The sequence below is a fragment of the Shewanella inventionis genome (assembly GCF_014641855.1).
Classification (GTDB): domain Bacteria; phylum Pseudomonadota; class Gammaproteobacteria; order Enterobacterales; family Shewanellaceae; genus Shewanella; species Shewanella inventionis.
Genome location: NZ_BMII01000005.1, coordinates 103,820 through 123,029 on the forward strand (window position 1 = coordinate 103,820; position 19,210 = coordinate 123,029).

The window sequence follows — 19,210 nt, forward strand, 5'->3', positions numbered from 1 at the left end:
AATCTACAAGTTTATTTCGTAAACCACAGATAATGTTAAGTTTCAGATACAGCGAGTACGTCAGATAACTTAATACCGCCGACACCGCGCAAATTCAAAATAGCTCCTGTTGCAGTGGTGCCTAATGACACACTACTCACATGAGCATAGGTAGATACGGCTAAATCTTGAGATTCACCGTCAACTTTTCCACTTGCCTTTATAGAGTACAATCCCTCTTCAACGGGCAAGCCATCTTTATCGAGTCCGTCCCAAGACACATCAATGTTACCGCCAGCACTACCATCGACAGTGAAGGTTTTAATGACCTGTCCGGTTGCATCTTGCACACTCACTGAAATGGTATCGATAGCAGAAGGCGTACTGATAACACCATTCATGCTTGAACTTTCAGCCGAAATGGCGCCAGTGTCAGACGGAATTAACACCTTACGGCCAACAAGGCCAGATGCTTGTAACGCCTGACTTGAACTCATCACGGTATTGAGGTTTAAAATCTCTTCGTTGAGGTTTGAAATACCATCAACGGTAGAAAACGATGCCATTTGGGCAATCATTTGATCATTATCAACAGGTTCAAAAGGGTCTTGCATAGACAACTGCTGACTGAGTAAAGCAAAAAAGTCTTCTTGCTTTAGCAGTTGATCATTTGCCTCTGGCACTACGCTTTCTTCTGGTAAACGGATCGAATCTAAAAAAGAGTTACCGGTTATGGTTGTGGTGCTTTGTACTGAGCTCTTAGTGACCGCGCTTGTATTTGACGTACTACTAGAGACCTGCGGTAACGACTGACTGTAAGAATTAATTAGGCTCATAGCGGCCTCCTTGAAAAATCAAACTATTTACCCATTCTCAGTGTCTGTTGAAGCATCGACTTTGTTGTATCGGCTACTTGAACATTCATCTGGTAAGAACGCGATGCTGAAATCATATCGGCCATTTCTTCCATCACATTGACATTAGGCTTATATATAAAACCGTCACCATCGGCTAATGGATGGTCTGGCGAGTATTCTTTAATCAAAGGTTTATCGCTCTCAACAATGCCCTTGACCGACACGCCAGGAGATTGATTTTGTTGGCTACTTGCTTTGGCTAATTCTGCTTCAAACACAGGATGGCGTGCGCGGTAGGTTTTATCGACACTACTTGATACTGAATCTGCGTTGGCAATGTTACTGGCGGTGGTATTGAGCCTGACAGATTGGGCCGACATACCAGAACCCGAGACATTAAAGATATTAAATAAACTCATGATTAGTCACCTCGCAGTGCTTTACGCATGCCAGTAAATTTACTTTCAAGGAACCCTAAAGACATTTGATATTCGAGCGCATTTTGCATAAATGCAGATTGCTCTTTTTGGGTATCTACTGTGTTCCCATCACCTGTGTCAGGTTGTTCTGGCACTCGGTATTGCACGTGCTGTTGAGTTAACGATGTTAGGTCAAAGTGCTTTTCTGTGGTTTGGCTCATGCTCAAGCCCTTTTGATGAGAGCTTGCGGCCTGCATTGCTGATGCAAAGTCAACATCTCGCGCTTTGTAATGAGGTGTGTTGGCATTGGCGATATTACTTGAAATCACTTCTGCTCGTTGAGCACGCACGCCCAATGAATATTGGTGAACACCTAATGCATTATCGAAATTAATCGCCATAAAATTGCCTCCATCAGCTAACTGATAGAATTAAAGCAAAGGTTATGCCAACAATAAAAATAATGTGTATAAGGAGAGTAAAAACGAACATGCCGACGAACGCCGGCATGAAAGGCAAAGTAAACTATTATTTTTTCTATACTTTTTTCTGGTAGTAGATCCCAGGGTTACAACGCACCATGTTAAATTCTTCGGTTAAACCCGCAATAGATTCTGACGCACCCAGAAACAAAATTCCTTTAGGATTAAGTGCGGCAGCAAATTGCCGCAAAATTTTAGCTTTTGCCTCTGGTGCAAAATAAATCAGCACATTACGGCAAAAAATAATGTCGTACTTACCTAATAAGCTATAACTTTCAAGCAGATTGTGCGCCCTAAAGTTAACTAACCGTTTTACATTGTCTTTTACTTTCATGTTGCCTGACGGTAAAGCATCAAAAAACTGACGCTTACGCTCATCAGACAAACCACGAGCCAATGCTAAACTGTCATACTCTGCATTTTTGCAACGTTCAAGCATTGACGGAGATAAATCAGTTGCCTGAATAGTTGCCCCCCCCGGTAATGCACCAGGCTTACGCTGCTGATACTCTAACACTGTCATCGCTAAAGAATAAGGTTCTTGCCCTGAGGAGCACGCCGCAGACCAAATTTTTATCGGGCGACCCAGTTTACTGTATTCAGGTAGCAAGGTATTTTGCAATAAGTCAAAAGGGTAACGATCACGAAACCATAACGTTTCGTTAGTCGTCATTGCATCAATCACTTCGGCGCGCAGTTGTCTTTCAGTCGGTTTCATCGACTTTTTAACCACCTCTGATAATGATGGCAAATTATGCTTGCCCATCAGAGGCGCTAAACGGCTACGCACTAAATATTGTTTATTCTCGCCTAACACAATACCGCTGTGCTGCTCTAAAAACAGCCTAAATTGATTGTACTCTGCTTCAGCAAGTGATTTATCTGTCACATTATTATCCTAAAAAGTAAGCTTTAACATGCTTGCACTTTGTTCTCTGTCATTATAAACAGTTATAAGCTCAAATGTTTATTGACTGCAGCCGCTAATTCATCTGGATTAAATTTTGCAATAAAATCGTTTGCCCCTACCTTTTGAACCATCGCCTGGTTAAACACACCACTGAGTGAAGTATGCAAAACCACTTTAATCTTTTTCAGTTTCGGATCGTCACGTATTTCTGCCGTTAAGGTATAACCATCCATTTCAGGCATTTCGATATCAGAAATAATTAACGGGATCTCTTGCGACACATCATCCATTTCTGCGGCAATGCTCTTAAGTTTATCGAGTGCTTCTCTACCGTCTTTTGCCGTATCGATTTGTAAATTTAATGACTCTAATGACCTAATAATCTGCTTACGTGCCACAGCTGAGTCGTCAATAACCATAATATGGTAATGCTGCTCTCTATCTATTGTCAGTGTTTCGTTGACTTCTTTACTGATAGCCGTTTTAACCGGTGATATTTCATCAAGGATTTTTTCTACGTCTAAAATTTCTACTAGCTCGCCTTCAATCTCTGTCACCGCAGTTAAATATGAATAACGACCAGCACCTTGCGGAGGTGGCATAATTGATGCCCAGTTCATGTTAATAATGCGCTCAACAGAGCTCACTAAAAACCCTTGCACGCTACGGTTGTATTCAGAAATGATGATAAAACAATTTTCAGTAGAGGCCAGTGGACGGCCACCTGTCGCAGCACTCAAATCAATTACAGAAATTGTTGAGCCACGAATATGAGCAACACCTTTAATGAATGGGTTTAATTTAGGTAACGTAGTTAATGGAGGACATTGCAGCACCTCTTTTACTTTAAACACGTTAATACCAAAGCGTTGACGACCATTAAGCCTAAATAGCAGCAACTCTAATCTGTTTTGCCCAACAAGTTGGGTACGTTTATTGACTGAATCTAAAATGCTCGACATAACACGGCCTTGTAGTTAACTGTGACCCAAAAGGATAAATTAGTTGTTTAAATTATAGTAAACCAAGTTTTACTGTAATTGATACTTTGTTATTAACACATTTTACCGACAACTAACACAACGTAAACATTGCATGGCTGCCAACTAAACCAACATGCCTTGCCACAATAGGCATACAACTTGCTTAGATAAACTCACTAGACCATGTGGTAGTTTTTTGACGGAGGGTAATGAAAATGATTCGCCGCCATACTAACCAGTCATTAGTTTACTCAATACGTTCACATATTGTGTGTATTTATCGTTTTTCAAAGTATAGGTGTATTCTGGCAAAACAAGCTAGTATCTTCATTATGAAAGTATTTTTTTTATGTTTTTTGTGCATTCTCTCGCTTTCTTCATCGGCAATGGCTAATGAGCAAGCTGTTGCTCCTTCACTATCGACCATTTATCAATTAGCTAAAGAGGCGGTGGAGAAAAAAATTGATGTAGAGTCAAATGCTAAGGTCGACATTACCCCACAAAACCTAGAAGGTCGATTAACTCCACCACGATGTTACCCTCCAATATCAGTTGAGCTCGCCAGTGATAGAGAGATCAGCAGAAACAATACCGTAAAAATAGGTTGTAACACCCCAGATTATGACTACCCCTGGCAAATGTATCTTTCAGTTAGAGTGGATGTGCAATACCCCGTCGTGGTCGCCACACAATTACTGGCACCCAATGACATTCTCGACAATCAACATTTAACCATTATGTTTGTTGATCAATACAGTTTGAAAGGCCAGTATTTTTCAGATGTTCAAAGTTTAATGGGTTCACGCGTTAAGCGCAGAGTCGCTAAAGACTCCCCCATTACAGATAAAAATTTATGTTTTGTATGTAAGGGCGACATGGTGTCCATTTATGCAAATACTGCAAACATACAAATCAAAACCCTAGGTGAAGCCTTGCGTGATGGCAATATTGGCGAAGCCATTCGAGTTAAAAACAATCAAAGTAACAAGCAATTAGAAGCTGTTGTAATTGCCGTTGGCGAAGTTGAAGTAAGAATGTAAAATAGGCTAAAGTTTTTTCCTAGCACGCCGATAGCAAGATAAGGAAAACCTGATACATTACGCTGGAGCCTCAAATGCCAATTGATATTAAAAACAATACTGCGACCAATACACAGATGCGAACAGCACGTGACACGCAGTCAACTTCGCAATCAAAGACTGAAGCGCCTCAACAATCGGCAACACCAGTTAAAAACGATTCGGTAAGTATTACCTCTCAAGCTCAACAGCTGCAAGGTGCTCAAGCCAAAATGGCAGCATTACCTGAAGTTGACCAAAAAAAGGTCGCCGAAATTAAACAAGCTATATCAGAGGGTCGCTATAAAGTTGATCCTGAAAAATTAGCCGCTAACATCGCTAGTTTTGAAGCTGAACTGAGTGGCTTATCATTCGATAAAGAGTAGCCTAGTCCGTTACTCTTTATTGTATTTCAATTTTTCTTTATCGGTGCCTTATGGCATTGTGAAGAAGTGTTGATTACATAAATCTAAGAGTAATATATGACCAACTTAATTGTACTACTTGATGCCCAACACCAAACACTGACGCAGCTCAAACAACTTATCACTGAAGAAAAAGAAGCATTATTAAAGCAAGATGCAGACAAGCTGCTTACACTTGCTAAAGATAAAATGCAACGAATGAGCCTACTTAAGGCCACCGATGAAAAGTTAGCTGCTCATCCTGAGCAAGACAAACTCACGTCATTACCTGAATTTGTTCAAAAAGTCGAAGCCGCTAAAGTTTTGCTTGCCGAGTGCAAACACATTAACACTCAAAACTCTAGCTTAATTGAGCACAATATCGCCACCATAAACCGCTTAGCCCAGGCATTACAAATCAGCCGCAATGCAACAAGCCTGACTTATAATGACAAAGGCAAAACCTCGACTATTTCAACCTTAGGTAACGACTTTACGGCCTAATAAATTCTAGAGGCCTTGGTACTAAAAACAGCCTTGCGCGCTGCGCTGCTAGGGCGCTTCGCGGCTAGAAACTATAACAGCTCAAGTCGCGCAGAGTATCTTTTAGTTAGTCATCCGCTCTAGAACCTAGAACCTCGCAGGACGCAGTCCGCCCTAGAACCTAGCAATTGATTTACTGCGCTAACATATCTTGTTTTAAACTGTCTTGTGCAGGGTTATCGCCCAACCAAATTTTTAATAAAGCCTGACGAAATGCTTCTCCGGCAATGTCACCTTGAACCCGGCCATTTTTTAAACTGGTAACACCCTTGCCCTTTTGGGTAATAAAGGTAAATTGATCGCCTTCAACAATCTCGTCGGCAAACAATTGTGTAAAGTGTTCAATATCCTTTTTAATAGACCCAATATTATTATCAGTGGCTGAATCGAAGCCTTCTTCAATAGCTGTGCGCATTTTGTCAGACGTAATCATTGAAGAGGTAATGGTTAACTGAATAACGGCGATTGGTAACTCAAGCACGGCATCTAACTCTTGTGCGCGAGCAGGTAAATATAAACTGCCGACATAAAGGTCCATAAAAAACTTACTGCGAATACCTGCACCATTGAGTAATAAAGAGTGATCTGCAAAAGTCACTTCGTCGGCAACATTAACTTCAGCAACCATTTTCGCCTGAGCAACAACTGGCAAAAACACAGCAAACGCGAACCCAATTAATTGATTAAGTTTCATATATTCTCGTTACAACTAAAAATTTTATGTTTTCGGTGGGATAAAAGCGCCTTAAAGGCGACAAAGGGGTTAGCCACGCATGCCCAATTTAAATTGGCCGTTTTGCTCAAACATCAATGCTTGTTTATGTTTTGGCGCCATTAAAATAGGGCCGTCATCAAAAAACAAAAAGCATTTCCAGTTGCGCACAAACACATCCCAACGAGTTTCTAACACTTGATATTTTTCATAACAAAAATAAATCACAGCATCATCTGGCCATTGAATGTGTTCTAAAATGGCTTCAGGCAGTGCATTATCATGAGAATCCCACGCCGACTGCCAATGTTCAGTTGCACTCCAGGCATCTTGCTTTGCTGGCCAATCGCCTTTCTCAAATAGCTCTGCTCGGCTGCTTTTATTGCTTATCCACTTATTCCAGACTTCCATGGCACTTTTATCAGCCAATGGCTTAATCAACGCCTTGTCAGCATCTGCTACAGGCAAATCTTTATGGTTAAAAATCCACTTACGTTTATAAAGATCAAATGGAATATATGAGTGTGACAAACAACTGCTCCTGGCAAACTAAAATGAGATTGCAATTATAGCGTTAAAACGAGGTAAACTGCGATAGAACAACAGAGAAAATAAAGACAAAGTACAGTGGCCATTGCCAGATAAACACAAGTGGCGACAATCGCACAATTGTGGAGTACAACGCAAACAAGCATTAAAATTTGTATGCGCGGTTATCCCCAAACAACAGATTTAATCAGCAACTATTATCAACAAAGCTGATAAAAACAGTTTTTGGTATCAAACCAACGAGCTACTCGCTTTAGAGATTCTGAAAAGGCCTACGCTTGCAAAAAATTACCACCATTCACAATTTAAGACGAACCACAGCAAGCTGGCGCGTCATACGAGGCAGTAATATTCAAACCACCAGTAAACGGCTAAGCAATAGCCGTAGGAATTTAAATAAGCGCCAGTATCACAGCCAGCACTTATGTGACGGTATAGATTTATAACCATTTATATTTGTGACCAGTAGCTACGAGGTTTTGTTTTAACCTATTTTTCATTTCATCACTTGCCCTAAAATAAACAGATTTAATATCATTATCGTAAGCGTCTTGGCTAAATCCTCGTTCTTTTGCTTTGTCATACCACTCATGGCCTAAGTCAAATTCACCCGTTGAAAGGTAAACAGCGCCTAGCAAAGTACATGGCCTAAAATTTAACGGTGTCACTTTATGTGCTTCTAAACCAAATTTAATTGAATTCACATAATCCTTTAAGTCTCTACAAACGCCACCGTATGTGGTTAATAAAGCAGATTTTAATTTCTTTTCATTCTTAGGGAGGTTAAATGGATATGATTCATCTAAAGCTTTTTTTATTTTAGTCAGCACTTCAGCTTTACGATAGGCGGCACTAGCATTAACCAGCTCCCAAGGTAAGCTTTTCTGTTTCCAGTTTTGAAAATGCTGATGGGCTAAATGAAGGTGATATTTTTTGTCGATAAGATCTGAAACAATACCTTCACTATCTAGCCACTTTTTCTCATCAGTGCTGATTGGTCTTACCATTAATTTCTGTAAAAGTTCTTCAGTACGCGAGTGTTTCGGAATATTGTTTATGCCCAATTTAGGAAAGTCAGAAAAATGCTTTATTCTTTCAGCTTCAGCCTCCTGCATAACTCTTAATCTTTCAGCAGCTTTTGCTTGTATCTCGACTTCTATGGCTTTTCGTTTTCCCTCCAATTCGTGCTGTTTTCGGGCTTCTATAATCTCCAGTTTTGATTGATATTGCGCCTTAATATTTTTGATAACGGTTACGTTAGCAGTTACAGAAAGCTCGCAACCATTGTCCTTAAGCCTTTTTTTCACTGAAATTTTTAACTGAAGTAAACCAAACACAATGTGTTTTAGCTTTTCTTCAATTGTTTTATGATTATTAAGATTTGCGAATAAAGCTAGTTCTTCTGAACCAAATGCACTTGATAGTTTTTCCATATCAGCACCTGAAATTCGTAGTGGATCACTCGTAACCTGTTGAAGTAGAAAGTCTGTAAAAGTTCGATAATTGGGGTAAATATCTTCAGGAAATAATGCTCTAGCTTGAATAATCTTTGCTTTAAACATATCCGTTGAATGTTTATCAACCTGTTGCTTAGTGTTTTGTACGCTTTGTACTAATCGTGGTTTATTTAAAATTTCGGTTGTAGCTTTTGACTTTTTAATCTTCTCAATTTCAATCTTAAAGTTCGTTTTGTTTTTAGTTACTTGAACCTTATCAAGCTTTACGTTGTATTGTGCAAAAATCAAGTCAATTACAGCGTGATTTGAATCATCTAATAGCTCAACACCAAACTCAGCTAATCTTTTTTTCACTTCAACTTTTAGTTTTAGAGAACCGAGCAATAAAGCATCAACCTGCTCGAATAAGGTTTCTTTTTCCACCACTGATTGAAATAGCTTATGAGCGGTTTTACCTAATCCTATAGACAAGATCTCTAAATCTCGCTCAAGAACACAAATTTTGTCTTTATTAAGCATTCTAATAAATAGATCAATATAAGCTCTGTGTGTTGGATATTGAGGTTTTGGAAAAAGCAATTTAGCTTGTGAGATATTTTTAGCCACTGTAAAAATCCATTTTTATGAAGTTGATTTAATATGCTTGCTCAGCCAAGAGTTGATTGTTCAGATTGCTTGGTAGGAAGAAGTAAAAGAATAATTGATACTCTCCGCAAAACTTAACACTTTCTCAGCAATAGCTTGCGCAGCTTGATGCGGGTTAGCATAATTTTTCTGATTATAAAGCTGGATAGCGAAAGCTTCTACTTTATCTTTTTTCGCATAACGTATATCTCTGCCTGACTTACCCGCTTTCGATGAGGTCTCTGCATAACCTTTGAATTTTGTTATATCTGTTTTAAGCAACTGATACCCATCATTAGCATCGACAAATTGACGTTTCGCAAATATTTGAAACAACAACTTGGCTTGCTTGGGCATACCTGCCATCTGACAAGCTATAGCACCATGAATAAGCTCAGCACTGTCTTGTGGAATCGCATTTAGAAATGTGAGAGCTTCACTACCTTCTTCTTCACCAAACGCTTCATGTAAGTTGGCAGCATTGGCAAACCGTCTTATCTCATTAATATCATCACATGGCTCTGCAGCAATTGACTCAAATAAGGAATTAAAAATATCTGCACCTTTAAGCTGCTCAGTTTCGAGAATTAACTGACTATCTTCGATTTTAGAAAGCGCTTTGGCTAATGACTCTTCATTAGTGCCCTCTGGGAGAAAAGATTTAACGGCTGAATCTGTTTGAGTGAGCATGTCAAATGACTGCAAGCTGGCTACAAAATCGGCTTTCAGCTTTTGATTAGGATGTTCTGACGAATTTAAAATATTAACCATTTGCAACTTCAACGCTTCAGGCATTTCGGTTAAAAGTTCTTCTAACTGATTATCGACTTCAGACTAGTGAGGTTTAGTTTGTAGGTTAGACTCTTTCTTGAGGTTCATTACACAATACTTCCATGTTTTAGCTTTAATAGAAAACTATTGGAAATACGTTTAAATGTCCATGATTGAGTTCAAACTATCGAAAAGCGGAGTTTTGAAGAATGCTTAAAAAAAAATTCCAAAAAAGTGGTTTCCAGAGGCGGCACATAGGCGGCACATAGGCGGCACAATTTTTGACTATTTTATTAAGTTATTGATTTTAAATATAAAAATAGGTGTTATGGTCTCCCCACAGGGACTCGAACCCCGATCGGCCGCTTAGGAGGCGGCTGCTCTATCCTGTTGAGCTATAGAGAGACCCTGTGATTATACTGAGTTTAAAATTGATTTAAAGCCTTTAAATTTAATTGCTTAAATCTTAGCCGAGTTAATGACGTATACGGATAATATTTACCACATCTTCAGCTTAAAACGGCGTTAATGGTCTGCTAAACTCACTTAGATATTATTGATGATTAGTTTTTAATCGCAATATCGTTCACTTGAATATTATCTGCTGCATCGATTCCTTCAAATACAGCTGTTGCGCTGTCTTCGCTAACTTGCTCTATTACTACACTTGCACGACTTTTACTGGCGATGGGGCGCATAGTGTTTAGGCGATCGGGGATATTTTTTTGCAGCACAATTTGGAACTTATCACCCATTTTTACACCATTTTTACGACCAAGATTAATGATTAATCTGTCCCCTTGCCTTGCTATTATTTGCCCTAATAATGGTCTGCAATTTAACTGGTTATCAAGCGTTAACACACTTTGCTGAAAGATCTCACTAATGGCCTGGCCATAAGATGAACGCCAAAAGCGTTGATTAGCTGGTGATACCACTTCTTGTTTTTCAAATTCCCACGGCGCTGATGTGGTAAAGGTTTCGGTCCAGACCACTTCGCCACTAATCGCATGGTAAAGCGTCATTTTTATCATAAACTGCCTTTGTGGATAGTCTTCACTCAAACCAAAAAACCGACTTTCTGCTGGCTCTGTTGAAATATCAATAATATCTGGCTGCAATATATACTGACTTTCTGTAATTTCACCTAACCATGTGGGAATGCGATACCCCCTGAAGTTAACAAGCTGGTTGGTGTTATCAATTTTTTCATCGGCATGGACGCGAGCAAAGCTATGTCGAGATTGTGAGTTAATCACTTTGCCCAATTGCAGCGTTATTTGCTGTTCGAAATTAGCTAATTGCCCATAGCGCAGTTGTTCTCGTTCTTGCAGGTAAGATTGCGGCAACATAATTGAAGCTTTTAATAATTGGCTTTTGCATTGAGCATTAGGTTCGGGTTCTGCTAACTCTAGCTGTAACACCACTGTAATGGTGTTCTGGCTGATCATTTCACTCATTAATTCAACATTGTTTGCTGTGCCCATGCGCTGCATTTGAAAGGTGTCTTGAGTGAGCCGCCCCTGGTCGATTGACTGCTCGCTCGAAAAATTAACTCCAGCCTTTAAGCTGGCATAATTTAACGCCTGACTGATTGCATCTTCGCGGGCTTTATCGATATCGCCATTGACAATTTTAGCCCTGCCAGTGACTTCAACCTGCTCAGCCAAAGCGGCAGGCACCTGAAATAAACTCATCAATATCAACACGACAAGGGCTAGCTTGTGTTGGCTGGTAACAGGTTTTTTAACGTAAATTGGCGCCGGCATACGATATCCTAATGTCAAAAAGTCGTCAGTTTTGCCTTCTTTTAGCATATAAAATGAATCAACTGACGCGATATAATTTAGTAAGCAAAAATTGCGCCACTGCTGAGTGCTTTGTTTGTTGGTTAAATCTAGTAAAGCTTTTTAGCCCAGTGCCGATAAAGGTTTATAGCTTAATAGCGGCTTGGTCGTGGCGCATTATAACTAACAGAGCCGTTGGGTATTTTCGGCTTTTACGCCCGACATGCTATCGCGAGCACCGGCGACACTCTTTAAGGAATCATCATGATTAATAGGCTTATCCCCACTACGGCAGTGTTTGCGATGCTGACTATCGCAGCATGTAGCCAAACGCCTAACCCGGCAAATAATTTAGCGTTTAACAATAACGGTAAATACGTCAAAGTGGCTGATGAAAACGATGTCTATCATGATCAGTTGGTTTACGATATTCAAGCCGCTGGATTAGCGCCAAAAGGCCAAATTAATGTGTGGGCCGAAAAACTGGTCAATGAATTAGTTTTACAAAATGACGCCTTACGGCCTGATCAACCCCTGCTGATCACAACTCCGGTACTGGCTAATAATTTAAATGCGACCAATGAGCTAGCCTTACAATTACAGCAAGGTTTATTGGCGGCGTTTCATGCGCATGAATTTAATTTAGTTGATATGAATGTTGCCATCAGTTTGCGTGCAACTGAGCAAGGCGAATTTATGTTAAGCCGTAATTGGGAATTATTGCCATCAGATCTGCCCGTGTCACATGTATTAGTGTCTACAATGACCATGACCCCTGAAGGTATAGTGTTTAATGGTCGGGTGGTTAACGTAACCAATAACCGTGTGCTATCTGCAGTGCAATCTTTTGTTGCGGCGTCGAGTTTATCTGGATATTTACAAGAGTCTGAAATTATCGAGTCTCGTGATGGCTTGTTATACCGTCATGAGAAAAAAGGCGACAGCCGTTATACCGTATTAGGAGAAAAGCTATGAGGACACTCATATTAACAATGATGTTGGTGTTACTCAGTGGCTGTGTGAGTAAAGATAAATATGTGCAGTGGGAAACGGAGGCGCCAACATCCTTCCCGACTTTAACGGCGGTAGGTTATGCCCCATTAGCCACTCAACCAAGCCCTGAACCATCGCACCGTATTTTAATGGCAATGCAGGCGTCTAAAATTGCAGCCTATCGTGAATTGGCTGAGCAAGTTTACGGCCAAAAAATTTCAGCGAATAGCGATGTCAGTGAGTGGTTATTAACTGACGATAATGTTAAGTCAAGCGTGAGTGGTATTATTCGCGGTGCGAAAGTGGTGAAAACCTATCCTTCTGGTGAGTTTTATGTCACTGAGTTAGCGTTAGACTTTAAGCAAGTGTGGCAATTGTACGAACAACAAAATCGCCCTAAACGGGTTAAAGACGTCACTTATTTTTAAAGCATATGATTGATAAAATGCCGCTGATGTCAGCGGCATTTTTTATTTTATAAGCTGGACTAAATATAGCTTAACACATTAATTTAAAAAGCTAATTTAAACGCTAGCCCAAACGCGGCTTGGTTTTCAATGTCTTCGGTAACATCGGGTTCACTAAGCTCCATTTCGCCGCCAAAATAGTAACCGGCATAAGCATTGACACTCACATTGTCGGTCGCTTTCCAGCCTACACGAACAAAGCCCACCCATTCGTCAATCTCGATGGTTTGATCATCATCGGCAATTAAAAAGCGTTCAGTTCGTTTTGAGCTACCAATACCAAAATCAATATCAGGCTTATATTGATAACTCAGTTCTAAACCTGCTGGGCCACTAAAACCGGCTTGAGACGGGTTAGCTAGCACTAACTTGTCGTTGATTTGCCAGCGCACGGCTAAGTAAGGTACGGTGCGTACTTCTGAAATGTCATTCAAATAAGCCACGCCTAACCCAAGCATATTACCTGAGTTAAAACGGTACATGCCCGATGCAACAACACCGTAGCTTTGCGCATTTGACGATGAGGCGGTATCGGCATAGGCATATTGCAATTTAGGAGCAACTATAAACATCCAGTGATTATCTGGCCGGTAAGTTAATGATAGCCCGGCACTGTATTGATGTACGGTTGACCAATCCTGTTCGCTTAAACGTAACGGCGTTGCCTGGTTAATACGCCAGTCGTAATCATGGTTATCGTAGCCGACACTGGCGCCAATTGACCATTGTCTATTTAACGGCATGGCTGCTGAAAAACTGGTTTTCCACGCATCTCGCTGTAATTGATTTTCATCCCCCTGCCCCACATTAGCCGTAACCGCAGAAGTACGCGCAACAGTCAGCGAAAATGGCGAACGTTCAGGTGCAGCTAAGGCCTGTTGGCTGAGTAATAGCCCTGGGATTAATAATAACGATTTAATCGATAAACTCAGTGTATTGCGCGTAAAGTTAGAGCCGTTAAAAGACGTCATAATCATGTGCATCCTTTCGAAATAATATGGTGTGTAGCATAAACTGTCTGAACCAATACTAATTAAGTAATACTTCAGTTCAAATCTTATGCATTATTTTATTGCAACCTTATGCGCCCGCAAGAACATCTCTGCGGTATCTTGTAGATATTGCGGCCTGCTTAACAATAAATGCTCGGTTTCTAACGCAAGTTCAAGGCGTAACTTAAGCTCGCCAAATAACATTAAACACAGCCTTACAGCACTGTCGTGTGGATTTTCGAAGTAATATTGGCCATGTTGATTCACCTTGGTAAGGTAATCACGAATTAATCCCAATATGTGCTTTGGCCCTGCGTCGTAAAACAATTTAGACACCTCTGGGTGGGTATCGGCTTGTGCGACACAGGTTTTAAATACTGTCATGGTGTCTTTGCTCACAATTAACTCACCAAATTGTTTGGCAAATAGTAATATCACCCTTTGGGGATCACGAGCATCAGTTAAAATATCACCAGTGAGCTGATGTACAACACATTTAGAGTCAATGGCTGCAACAAATAAATCATCTTTAGAGCCAAAATGCGAGTACACAGTTTGTTTGGAAACCCCCGCATGTTTAGCCACCTCATCCATGCTGGTAAGTGGAAAGCCTTTTTGGCAAAACAATTCCATTGCCGACTCAAGCACTTGCATTCGCTTTTGCTCACTGCGACTTAAGTTGGCCTGTTCATCATTATTTATGCCTGAAGTATTTTCTGTCATGTGAAATCCGTAGGTTAACCCTATTGCAAAGTTCAGCATCGATATTTTTCGATATCATTAATTCATAATACCCAAAAATAGACTAGTCAGTCTAGTTTTATAAAATTAGACTACCGAGTCTAGTTAACAAATAAATTACATCTTACGGTATGGTTACAGGTAACACCTTAAGCAGAGCGCGAGATGAGTCATCACCTGATTAGATATAGTTTTAAAGGAATAATTATGTTTGCAGTTAGCACACTTGCGCAACGCCTTAGATTCTGGGTTATCGGGATCAGTATCTTCGCATTAAATGGTTGTGGCTCTGAAGTTAAAGAACATTCGCAAACCGTTGAGTATCAATCGGTTTTAACTCAGCCATTAGTGCTTAATGATCGTTACCAAAAAATACAAACTTATACTGGCACAATTCGCTCAGCAAACACCACTGGCATTGGTTTTGAACTGGCGGGTAAACTCAATAGTATTGCCGTAGATAGCGGGGATGTGGTCAAAAAAGACCAACTTTTAGCGCAATTAGACACCGACTTGTTAATTGCCGAAAAACAACAACTCGAAGCAAGCCTGTTACAAACTCAAGCAGATATCGACTTGGCAAAAAGCACCTTAGCACGCACACAAAAGTTAAAAACGCAAAACTATGTGTCGGCGCAGCAACTCGATGAAACCCAACAACAGGTTATTAGCTTACAAGCCAATCAAAAACGCATTGAAGCCAGCTTAACTGCGGCAAAATTAAAAATTGAAAAATCAACCTTAGTCGCCCCATTTGATGGTGTGATTAGTCAGCGCTATCACAACCTAGGTGAAGTAATAGCCCTTGGCAGTGCAGTGTTTAATTTAGTGGGTAGTAGTCAACCTGTCGCCTACATTGGTGTGCCAGTCGATATTGCCCAGCAATTAACGGCGCAGCAACATGTCGATGTGCGCGTTGGCAAGCAAACGTTTACCGCTCAAATTGCCGGGATAAGCGCCGAGGTAAACCCAACAAGCCGCACAGTGCAACTGAGGATCCAACTGCCTGAATCAGCAAGGGCAATCAATGGTGAAATTGCTTATTTGGTTTATCAGCAAGATCATTTCGTAGCAGGTTATTGGGTACCAATGTCAGCATTAACCGATGGCGTGAGAGGTCTTTGGAATGTGTATGTTGTAGTAAAAGATGATGCACCACTTTATAAAATTGAACGCAGAGATGTTGAAATCATTTACACAAATGAACAGCAGGCATTTATTAAAGGCGCAATACAAGCTAACGAGCAAATCGTCGTAGATGGGCTACATAAAGTCGTTGTTGGCCAAAATGTGATATTGGCACAAAATACTCGTGGGGAGGCGCTATGATTAAAGCGTTTCTTGAAAATGGTCGTTTAACCAGTTTATTTATCGCACTGTTAATCGTTGCGGGGCTTGGGGCGATATCGAGCCTGCCGCGCACTGAAGACCCGCACATTACCAACCGTTTTGCTTCTGTTATTACTCAATATCCAGGCGCATCTGCCGAAAGGGTTGAAGCACTAGTGACCGAGGTGCTCGAAAACCAATTACGTCGTTTAGAAGATTTAAAACTGGTTCAATCGACTTCAAGACCTGGTATTTCAGTTATTCAGCTCGAATTAAAAGATACGGTTACAGATACAGATCCGGTTTGGTCGCGCGCGCGCGATTTGCTTGCAGACAGCAAATACTTGCTACCCGATGCGGCTCAAAATGGCATTTTAGATGATCAACTAGGTTACGCTAGCACTGCCATTTTAGGGCTTGTGTGGGCTGATGACTCACCTGTTAGAGCCGATATTCTCAATCGCTACGCCAAAGAGTTACAAAGCCGCTTACGCCTATTAACCGGCACTGACTTTGCCAAACTCTATGGCGCACCAGAAGAAGAAATACTCGTAGAGCTGGACGGCAATAAAATTAGCCAGCTTCATCTCACACCTGCCAGTATTGCTGCCATTTTATCAAATGCAGACAGTAAAATTTCAGCAGGCGAAATTAATAACAGCCAATTTAGAGCCCTAGTTGAAGTGTCTGGCGAACTTGACTCGCAGCACCGCATCAGGCAAGTGCCGTTAAAAGTTGATGAATATGGGCAAATTATTCGCCTTGGCGATGTTGCAACTATTACTCGCCAAAGCAAAACCCCGGCAGGCAGCGTCGCCTTAATCGATAGCCAACAAGGTATACTGGTTTCTGCGCGTATGCTCGACAACAACCGAGTTGATATATGGCAACAACAAGTTAACCGCACGATTGAGCAATTCTCTGTCAATTTACCCGCCAATATTAAGGTGCAATGGCTGTTTGATCAGCAAGGTTATACTCAAGATAGATTGGGTGATTTAGTGGTTAACTTACTGCAAGGTTTTATTATAATCCTTGTGGTATTAATGCTTACTTTAGGGCTGCGCAATGCCGTAATTGTTGCAATATCACTACCGTTAACAGCATTGTTTACCCTAACCTGTATGAAATATACCGGGCTGCCTATTCACCAAATGTCGGTAACAGGTTTAGTCGTGGCCTTAGGCATTATGGTCGATAACGCAATCGTCATCGTCGATGCCATTGCCCAGCGGCGCCAACAAGGCATGACGAAACTTGAGGCCGTCACTAAAACCTTACACCATTTATGGCTACCTTTAGCGGGCTCAACCATCACCACCATGCTGGCTTTTGCTCCCATTGTATTAATGCCAGGTGCTGCCGGTGAGTTTGTGGGCGGCATTGCTATTTCGGTTATGTTTGCCCTGCTTGGCTCTTATATAATTTCTCACACGATTATTGCTGGCCTTGCGGGTCGTTTTAGCCGCAGTGAAAAACCAAGCGCATGGTATCAACAAGGAATGGCTTTTCCACGTATCAGCCAGGCCTTTACCGCCAGCTTGCATTTTGCGCTTCATCGTCCGTTATTAACTGCAATTGTCATCGGCATTTTGCCTGTAGTAGGCTTTTTTGCCGCAGGTAAAATGACAGAGCAGTTTTTCCCGCCTTCAGATAGAGACATGTTTCAAATAGAGGTGTATTTAGCGCCACACGTGAGTATTGAAAATACGTTGGCACAAGTGAGGCTTATCGACACCAAGCTACAAAAAATAGATGAAATACTCGAAGCCTCCTGGGTCGTTGGAGGTAACACGCCATCGTTTTATTACAACCTCACTCAACGCCAGCAAGGGGCAACAAATTACGCTCAGGCGATGATTAAAGTGACCGATTTTGTTGCCGCTAACAAGCTTATTTTGCAATTACAAAAAGAGCTTGATATCGAATACCCACAAGCACAAATACTGGTGCGCAAATTAGAACAAGGCCCACCATTTAATGCCCCTGTAGAGTTACGCATTTATGGCCCTAATTTAGACACATTAAAAGTATTAGGCGAACAAGTGAGAGGCATTTTAAATGCCACGCCTGATGTTATTCATACTCGTGCAACTTTAAGCTCTGGTGCGCCTAAAGTGTGGTTACAGGTAAATGAAGACGCCAGCTTAATGAGCGGCTTGAGCTTAAGCGACATTGCCAACCAAATACAAATGGCCACTACTGGGATTATTGGCGGCAGTATTTTAGAGCAAACAGAATCACTACCTGTACGAGTCCGTTTAGGCGACTCTAGCCGTGAACAGGCAACCCGATTAGCCGAAATAAACTTGGTCTCGGCATCTGGATCTGGAATTCCACTATCGGCATTATCTTATAATGAAGTCAATGTGAGCCGCGGTGCAATCCCACGCCGTAATGGTGAGAGGGTCAACACCATTGAAGCCTACATCACCAGTGGCGTACTGCCGGCTCAGGTGTTAAACGATGCAAAAGAAAAAGTTGAACAACTAGCACTTCCAGCAGGTTATCATCTTGAAATTGGTGGTGAAAGTGCCAAGCGCAATGAGGCTGTGGGTAACTTGATGTCTAATATTGTGCTTGTGGTAACCCTACTCTTGGCCACTGTTGTACTGTCATTTAACTCATTTAGATTAACAGCCATCATTTTGCTTAGTGCATTCCAATCGGCAGGATTAGGCTTGCTTGCGGTGTTTGTATTTGGTTATCCATTTGGGTTTACCGTTATTATCGGTTTGTTGGGGTTAATGGGATTAGCCATTAATGCTGCCATTGTGATTTTAGCTGAACTTGAAGATGTACCCGATGCCAAGCAAGGTAATATTAGGTTAATTATCGATACCGTTAGCAGCTGCGGGCGCCATATTGGTTCAACCACCATCACCACCATTGGCGGCTTTTTACCATTAATCATTGCAGGCGGCGGTTTTTGGCCACCCTTTGCCATCGCCATTGCCGGCGGTACTTTATTGACCACAATGCTGTCATTAATGTGGGTGCCAGTAATGTACCTGCTGCTGATGAAACCGCGAAGAACAATTCTACAAGGAAAAGCGGTAACGAGTTAGCGGTAACAAGTTACTCATAATAACTACCAAAAAAAAACCGCTTTATCACTAAAGCGGTTTTTTGTTACTGATGGGCATAGTAGAA

General features: G+C 41.2%; 19 protein-coding genes and 1 tRNA gene. 7 read left to right on the forward strand and 13 right to left on the reverse strand.

Annotated elements, in window-relative coordinates; genetic code table 11:
* Window positions 1-35 precede the first annotated feature (35 nt).
* The 5 genes from flgD to IEW93_RS04260 form a co-directional block, all read right to left on the reverse strand.
* A complete protein-coding gene (gene flgD / locus IEW93_RS04240) occupies window positions 36-815 on the reverse strand; it encodes a flagellar hook assembly protein FlgD (RefSeq protein WP_188737237.1) in 780 nt (259 codons plus the stop codon).
* A 23-nt stretch (window positions 816-838) separates the two neighbouring features.
* Window positions 839-1,255: a flagellar basal body rod protein FlgC gene (gene flgC / locus IEW93_RS04245; protein WP_188737239.1), complete on the reverse strand. Its 417-nt coding sequence runs from the start codon at window positions 1,253-1,255 to the stop codon at window positions 839-841.
* 2 nt (window positions 1,256-1,257) lie between these two features.
* Window positions 1,258-1,656, reverse strand: coding sequence for a flagellar basal body rod protein FlgB (flgB, locus tag IEW93_RS04250; protein WP_188737241.1), 399 nt, complete (start codon window positions 1,654-1,656; stop codon window positions 1,258-1,260).
* A 136-nt stretch (window positions 1,657-1,792) separates the two neighbouring features.
* Window positions 1,793-2,626, reverse strand: a complete 834-nt coding sequence (locus tag IEW93_RS04255) for a CheR family methyltransferase (RefSeq protein ID WP_188737243.1) — start codon at window positions 2,624-2,626, stop codon at window positions 1,793-1,795.
* Between the two features lie 62 nt (window positions 2,627-2,688).
* Window positions 2,689-3,609, reverse strand: a complete 921-nt coding sequence (locus IEW93_RS04260) for a chemotaxis protein CheV (protein ID WP_188737245.1) — start codon at window positions 3,607-3,609, stop codon at window positions 2,689-2,691.
* A 353-nt stretch (window positions 3,610-3,962) separates the two neighbouring features.
* On the opposite strand from IEW93_RS04260, the gene flgA reads away from it, so the two are divergent.
* From flgA to IEW93_RS04275, 3 genes are all read left to right on the forward strand, one after another.
* Window positions 3,963-4,670, forward strand: a complete 708-nt coding sequence (gene flgA / locus IEW93_RS04265) for a flagellar basal body P-ring formation chaperone FlgA (RefSeq protein WP_188737247.1) — start codon at window positions 3,963-3,965, stop codon at window positions 4,668-4,670.
* A gap of 74 nt (window positions 4,671-4,744) precedes the next feature.
* Complete coding sequence (gene flgM, locus IEW93_RS04270) at window positions 4,745-5,074, forward strand: flagellar biosynthesis anti-sigma factor FlgM (protein ID WP_188737249.1); 330 nt, start codon at window positions 4,745-4,747, stop codon at window positions 5,072-5,074.
* Window positions 5,075-5,170: 96 nt separating this feature from the next.
* Window positions 5,171-5,596 (forward strand): flagella synthesis protein FlgN, encoded by a 426-nt coding sequence (locus IEW93_RS04275; RefSeq protein ID WP_188737251.1) that lies wholly within the window; start codon window positions 5,171-5,173, stop codon window positions 5,594-5,596.
* 172 nt (window positions 5,597-5,768) lie between these two features.
* Here the strand turns inward: IEW93_RS04275 and IEW93_RS04280 are convergent, their stop codons facing one another.
* The 6 genes from IEW93_RS04280 to IEW93_RS04305 all read right to left on the reverse strand — a co-directional run bounded on the left by IEW93_RS04280 (window position 5,769) and on the right by IEW93_RS04305 (window position 11,517).
* Window positions 5,769-6,329: a chalcone isomerase family protein gene (locus tag IEW93_RS04280; protein WP_188737254.1), complete on the reverse strand. Its 561-nt coding sequence runs from the start codon at window positions 6,327-6,329 to the stop codon at window positions 5,769-5,771.
* A 69-nt stretch (window positions 6,330-6,398) separates the two neighbouring features.
* Window positions 6,399-6,878: a DUF2947 domain-containing protein gene (locus IEW93_RS04285; protein ID WP_188737255.1), complete on the reverse strand. Its 480-nt coding sequence runs from the start codon at window positions 6,876-6,878 to the stop codon at window positions 6,399-6,401.
* A 458-nt stretch (window positions 6,879-7,336) separates the two neighbouring features.
* Entirely contained in the window at window positions 7,337-8,959 is a 1,623-nt protein-coding gene (locus IEW93_RS04290; RefSeq protein WP_188737257.1) for a hypothetical protein, read from the reverse strand.
* A 60-nt stretch (window positions 8,960-9,019) separates the two neighbouring features.
* Window positions 9,020-9,772, reverse strand: coding sequence for a hypothetical protein (locus IEW93_RS04295; RefSeq protein WP_188737259.1), 753 nt, complete (start codon window positions 9,770-9,772; stop codon window positions 9,020-9,022).
* 305 nt (window positions 9,773-10,077) lie between these two features.
* Window positions 10,078-10,153: transfer RNA gene (locus tag IEW93_RS04300), tRNA-Arg, on the reverse strand.
* Window positions 10,154-10,311: 158 nt separating this feature from the next.
* Window positions 10,312-11,517 carry a flagellar assembly protein FlgT gene (locus tag IEW93_RS04305; RefSeq protein WP_188737261.1) on the reverse strand — a complete coding sequence of 402 codons (1,206 nt, stop codon included), beginning with the start codon at window positions 11,515-11,517 and terminating at the stop codon, window positions 10,312-10,314.
* A gap of 282 nt (window positions 11,518-11,799) precedes the next feature.
* Between IEW93_RS04305 and IEW93_RS04310 the strand changes: the two genes are divergently transcribed.
* Both IEW93_RS04310 and IEW93_RS04315 read left to right on the forward strand, forming a co-directional pair.
* Entirely contained in the window at window positions 11,800-12,510 is a 711-nt protein-coding gene (locus IEW93_RS04310; RefSeq protein ID WP_188737263.1) for a FlgO family outer membrane protein, read from the forward strand.
* Window positions 12,507-12,956, forward strand: coding sequence for an LPP20 family lipoprotein (locus IEW93_RS04315; RefSeq protein ID WP_188737265.1), 450 nt, complete (start codon window positions 12,507-12,509; stop codon window positions 12,954-12,956). The genes IEW93_RS04310 and IEW93_RS04315 overlap by 4 nt, the downstream gene beginning before the upstream one ends.
* Before the next feature lie 83 nt (window positions 12,957-13,039).
* On the opposite strand, the gene IEW93_RS04320 is transcribed toward IEW93_RS04315, so the two are convergent.
* Both IEW93_RS04320 and IEW93_RS04325 read right to left on the reverse strand, forming a co-directional pair.
* Window positions 13,040-13,966: a TonB-dependent receptor gene (locus IEW93_RS04320; RefSeq protein ID WP_188737266.1), complete on the reverse strand. Its 927-nt coding sequence runs from the start codon at window positions 13,964-13,966 to the stop codon at window positions 13,040-13,042.
* Window positions 13,967-14,059: 93 nt separating this feature from the next.
* Window positions 14,060-14,710, reverse strand: coding sequence for a TetR/AcrR family transcriptional regulator (locus tag IEW93_RS04325; RefSeq protein WP_188737268.1), 651 nt, complete (start codon window positions 14,708-14,710; stop codon window positions 14,060-14,062).
* A gap of 225 nt (window positions 14,711-14,935) precedes the next feature.
* On the opposite strand from IEW93_RS04325, the gene IEW93_RS04330 reads away from it, so the two are divergent.
* Both IEW93_RS04330 and IEW93_RS04335 read left to right on the forward strand, forming a co-directional pair.
* Window positions 14,936-16,057, forward strand: coding sequence for an efflux RND transporter periplasmic adaptor subunit (locus tag IEW93_RS04330; protein ID WP_188737270.1), 1,122 nt, complete (start codon window positions 14,936-14,938; stop codon window positions 16,055-16,057).
* The gene (locus IEW93_RS04335; RefSeq protein WP_188737273.1) at window positions 16,054-19,125 is read left to right on the forward strand and encodes an efflux RND transporter permease subunit; all 3,072 of its coding nucleotides are present in this window, start codon (window positions 16,054-16,056) and stop codon (window positions 19,123-19,125) included. The genes IEW93_RS04330 and IEW93_RS04335 overlap by 4 nt, the downstream gene beginning before the upstream one ends.
* Window positions 19,126-19,210 lie beyond the last annotated feature (85 nt).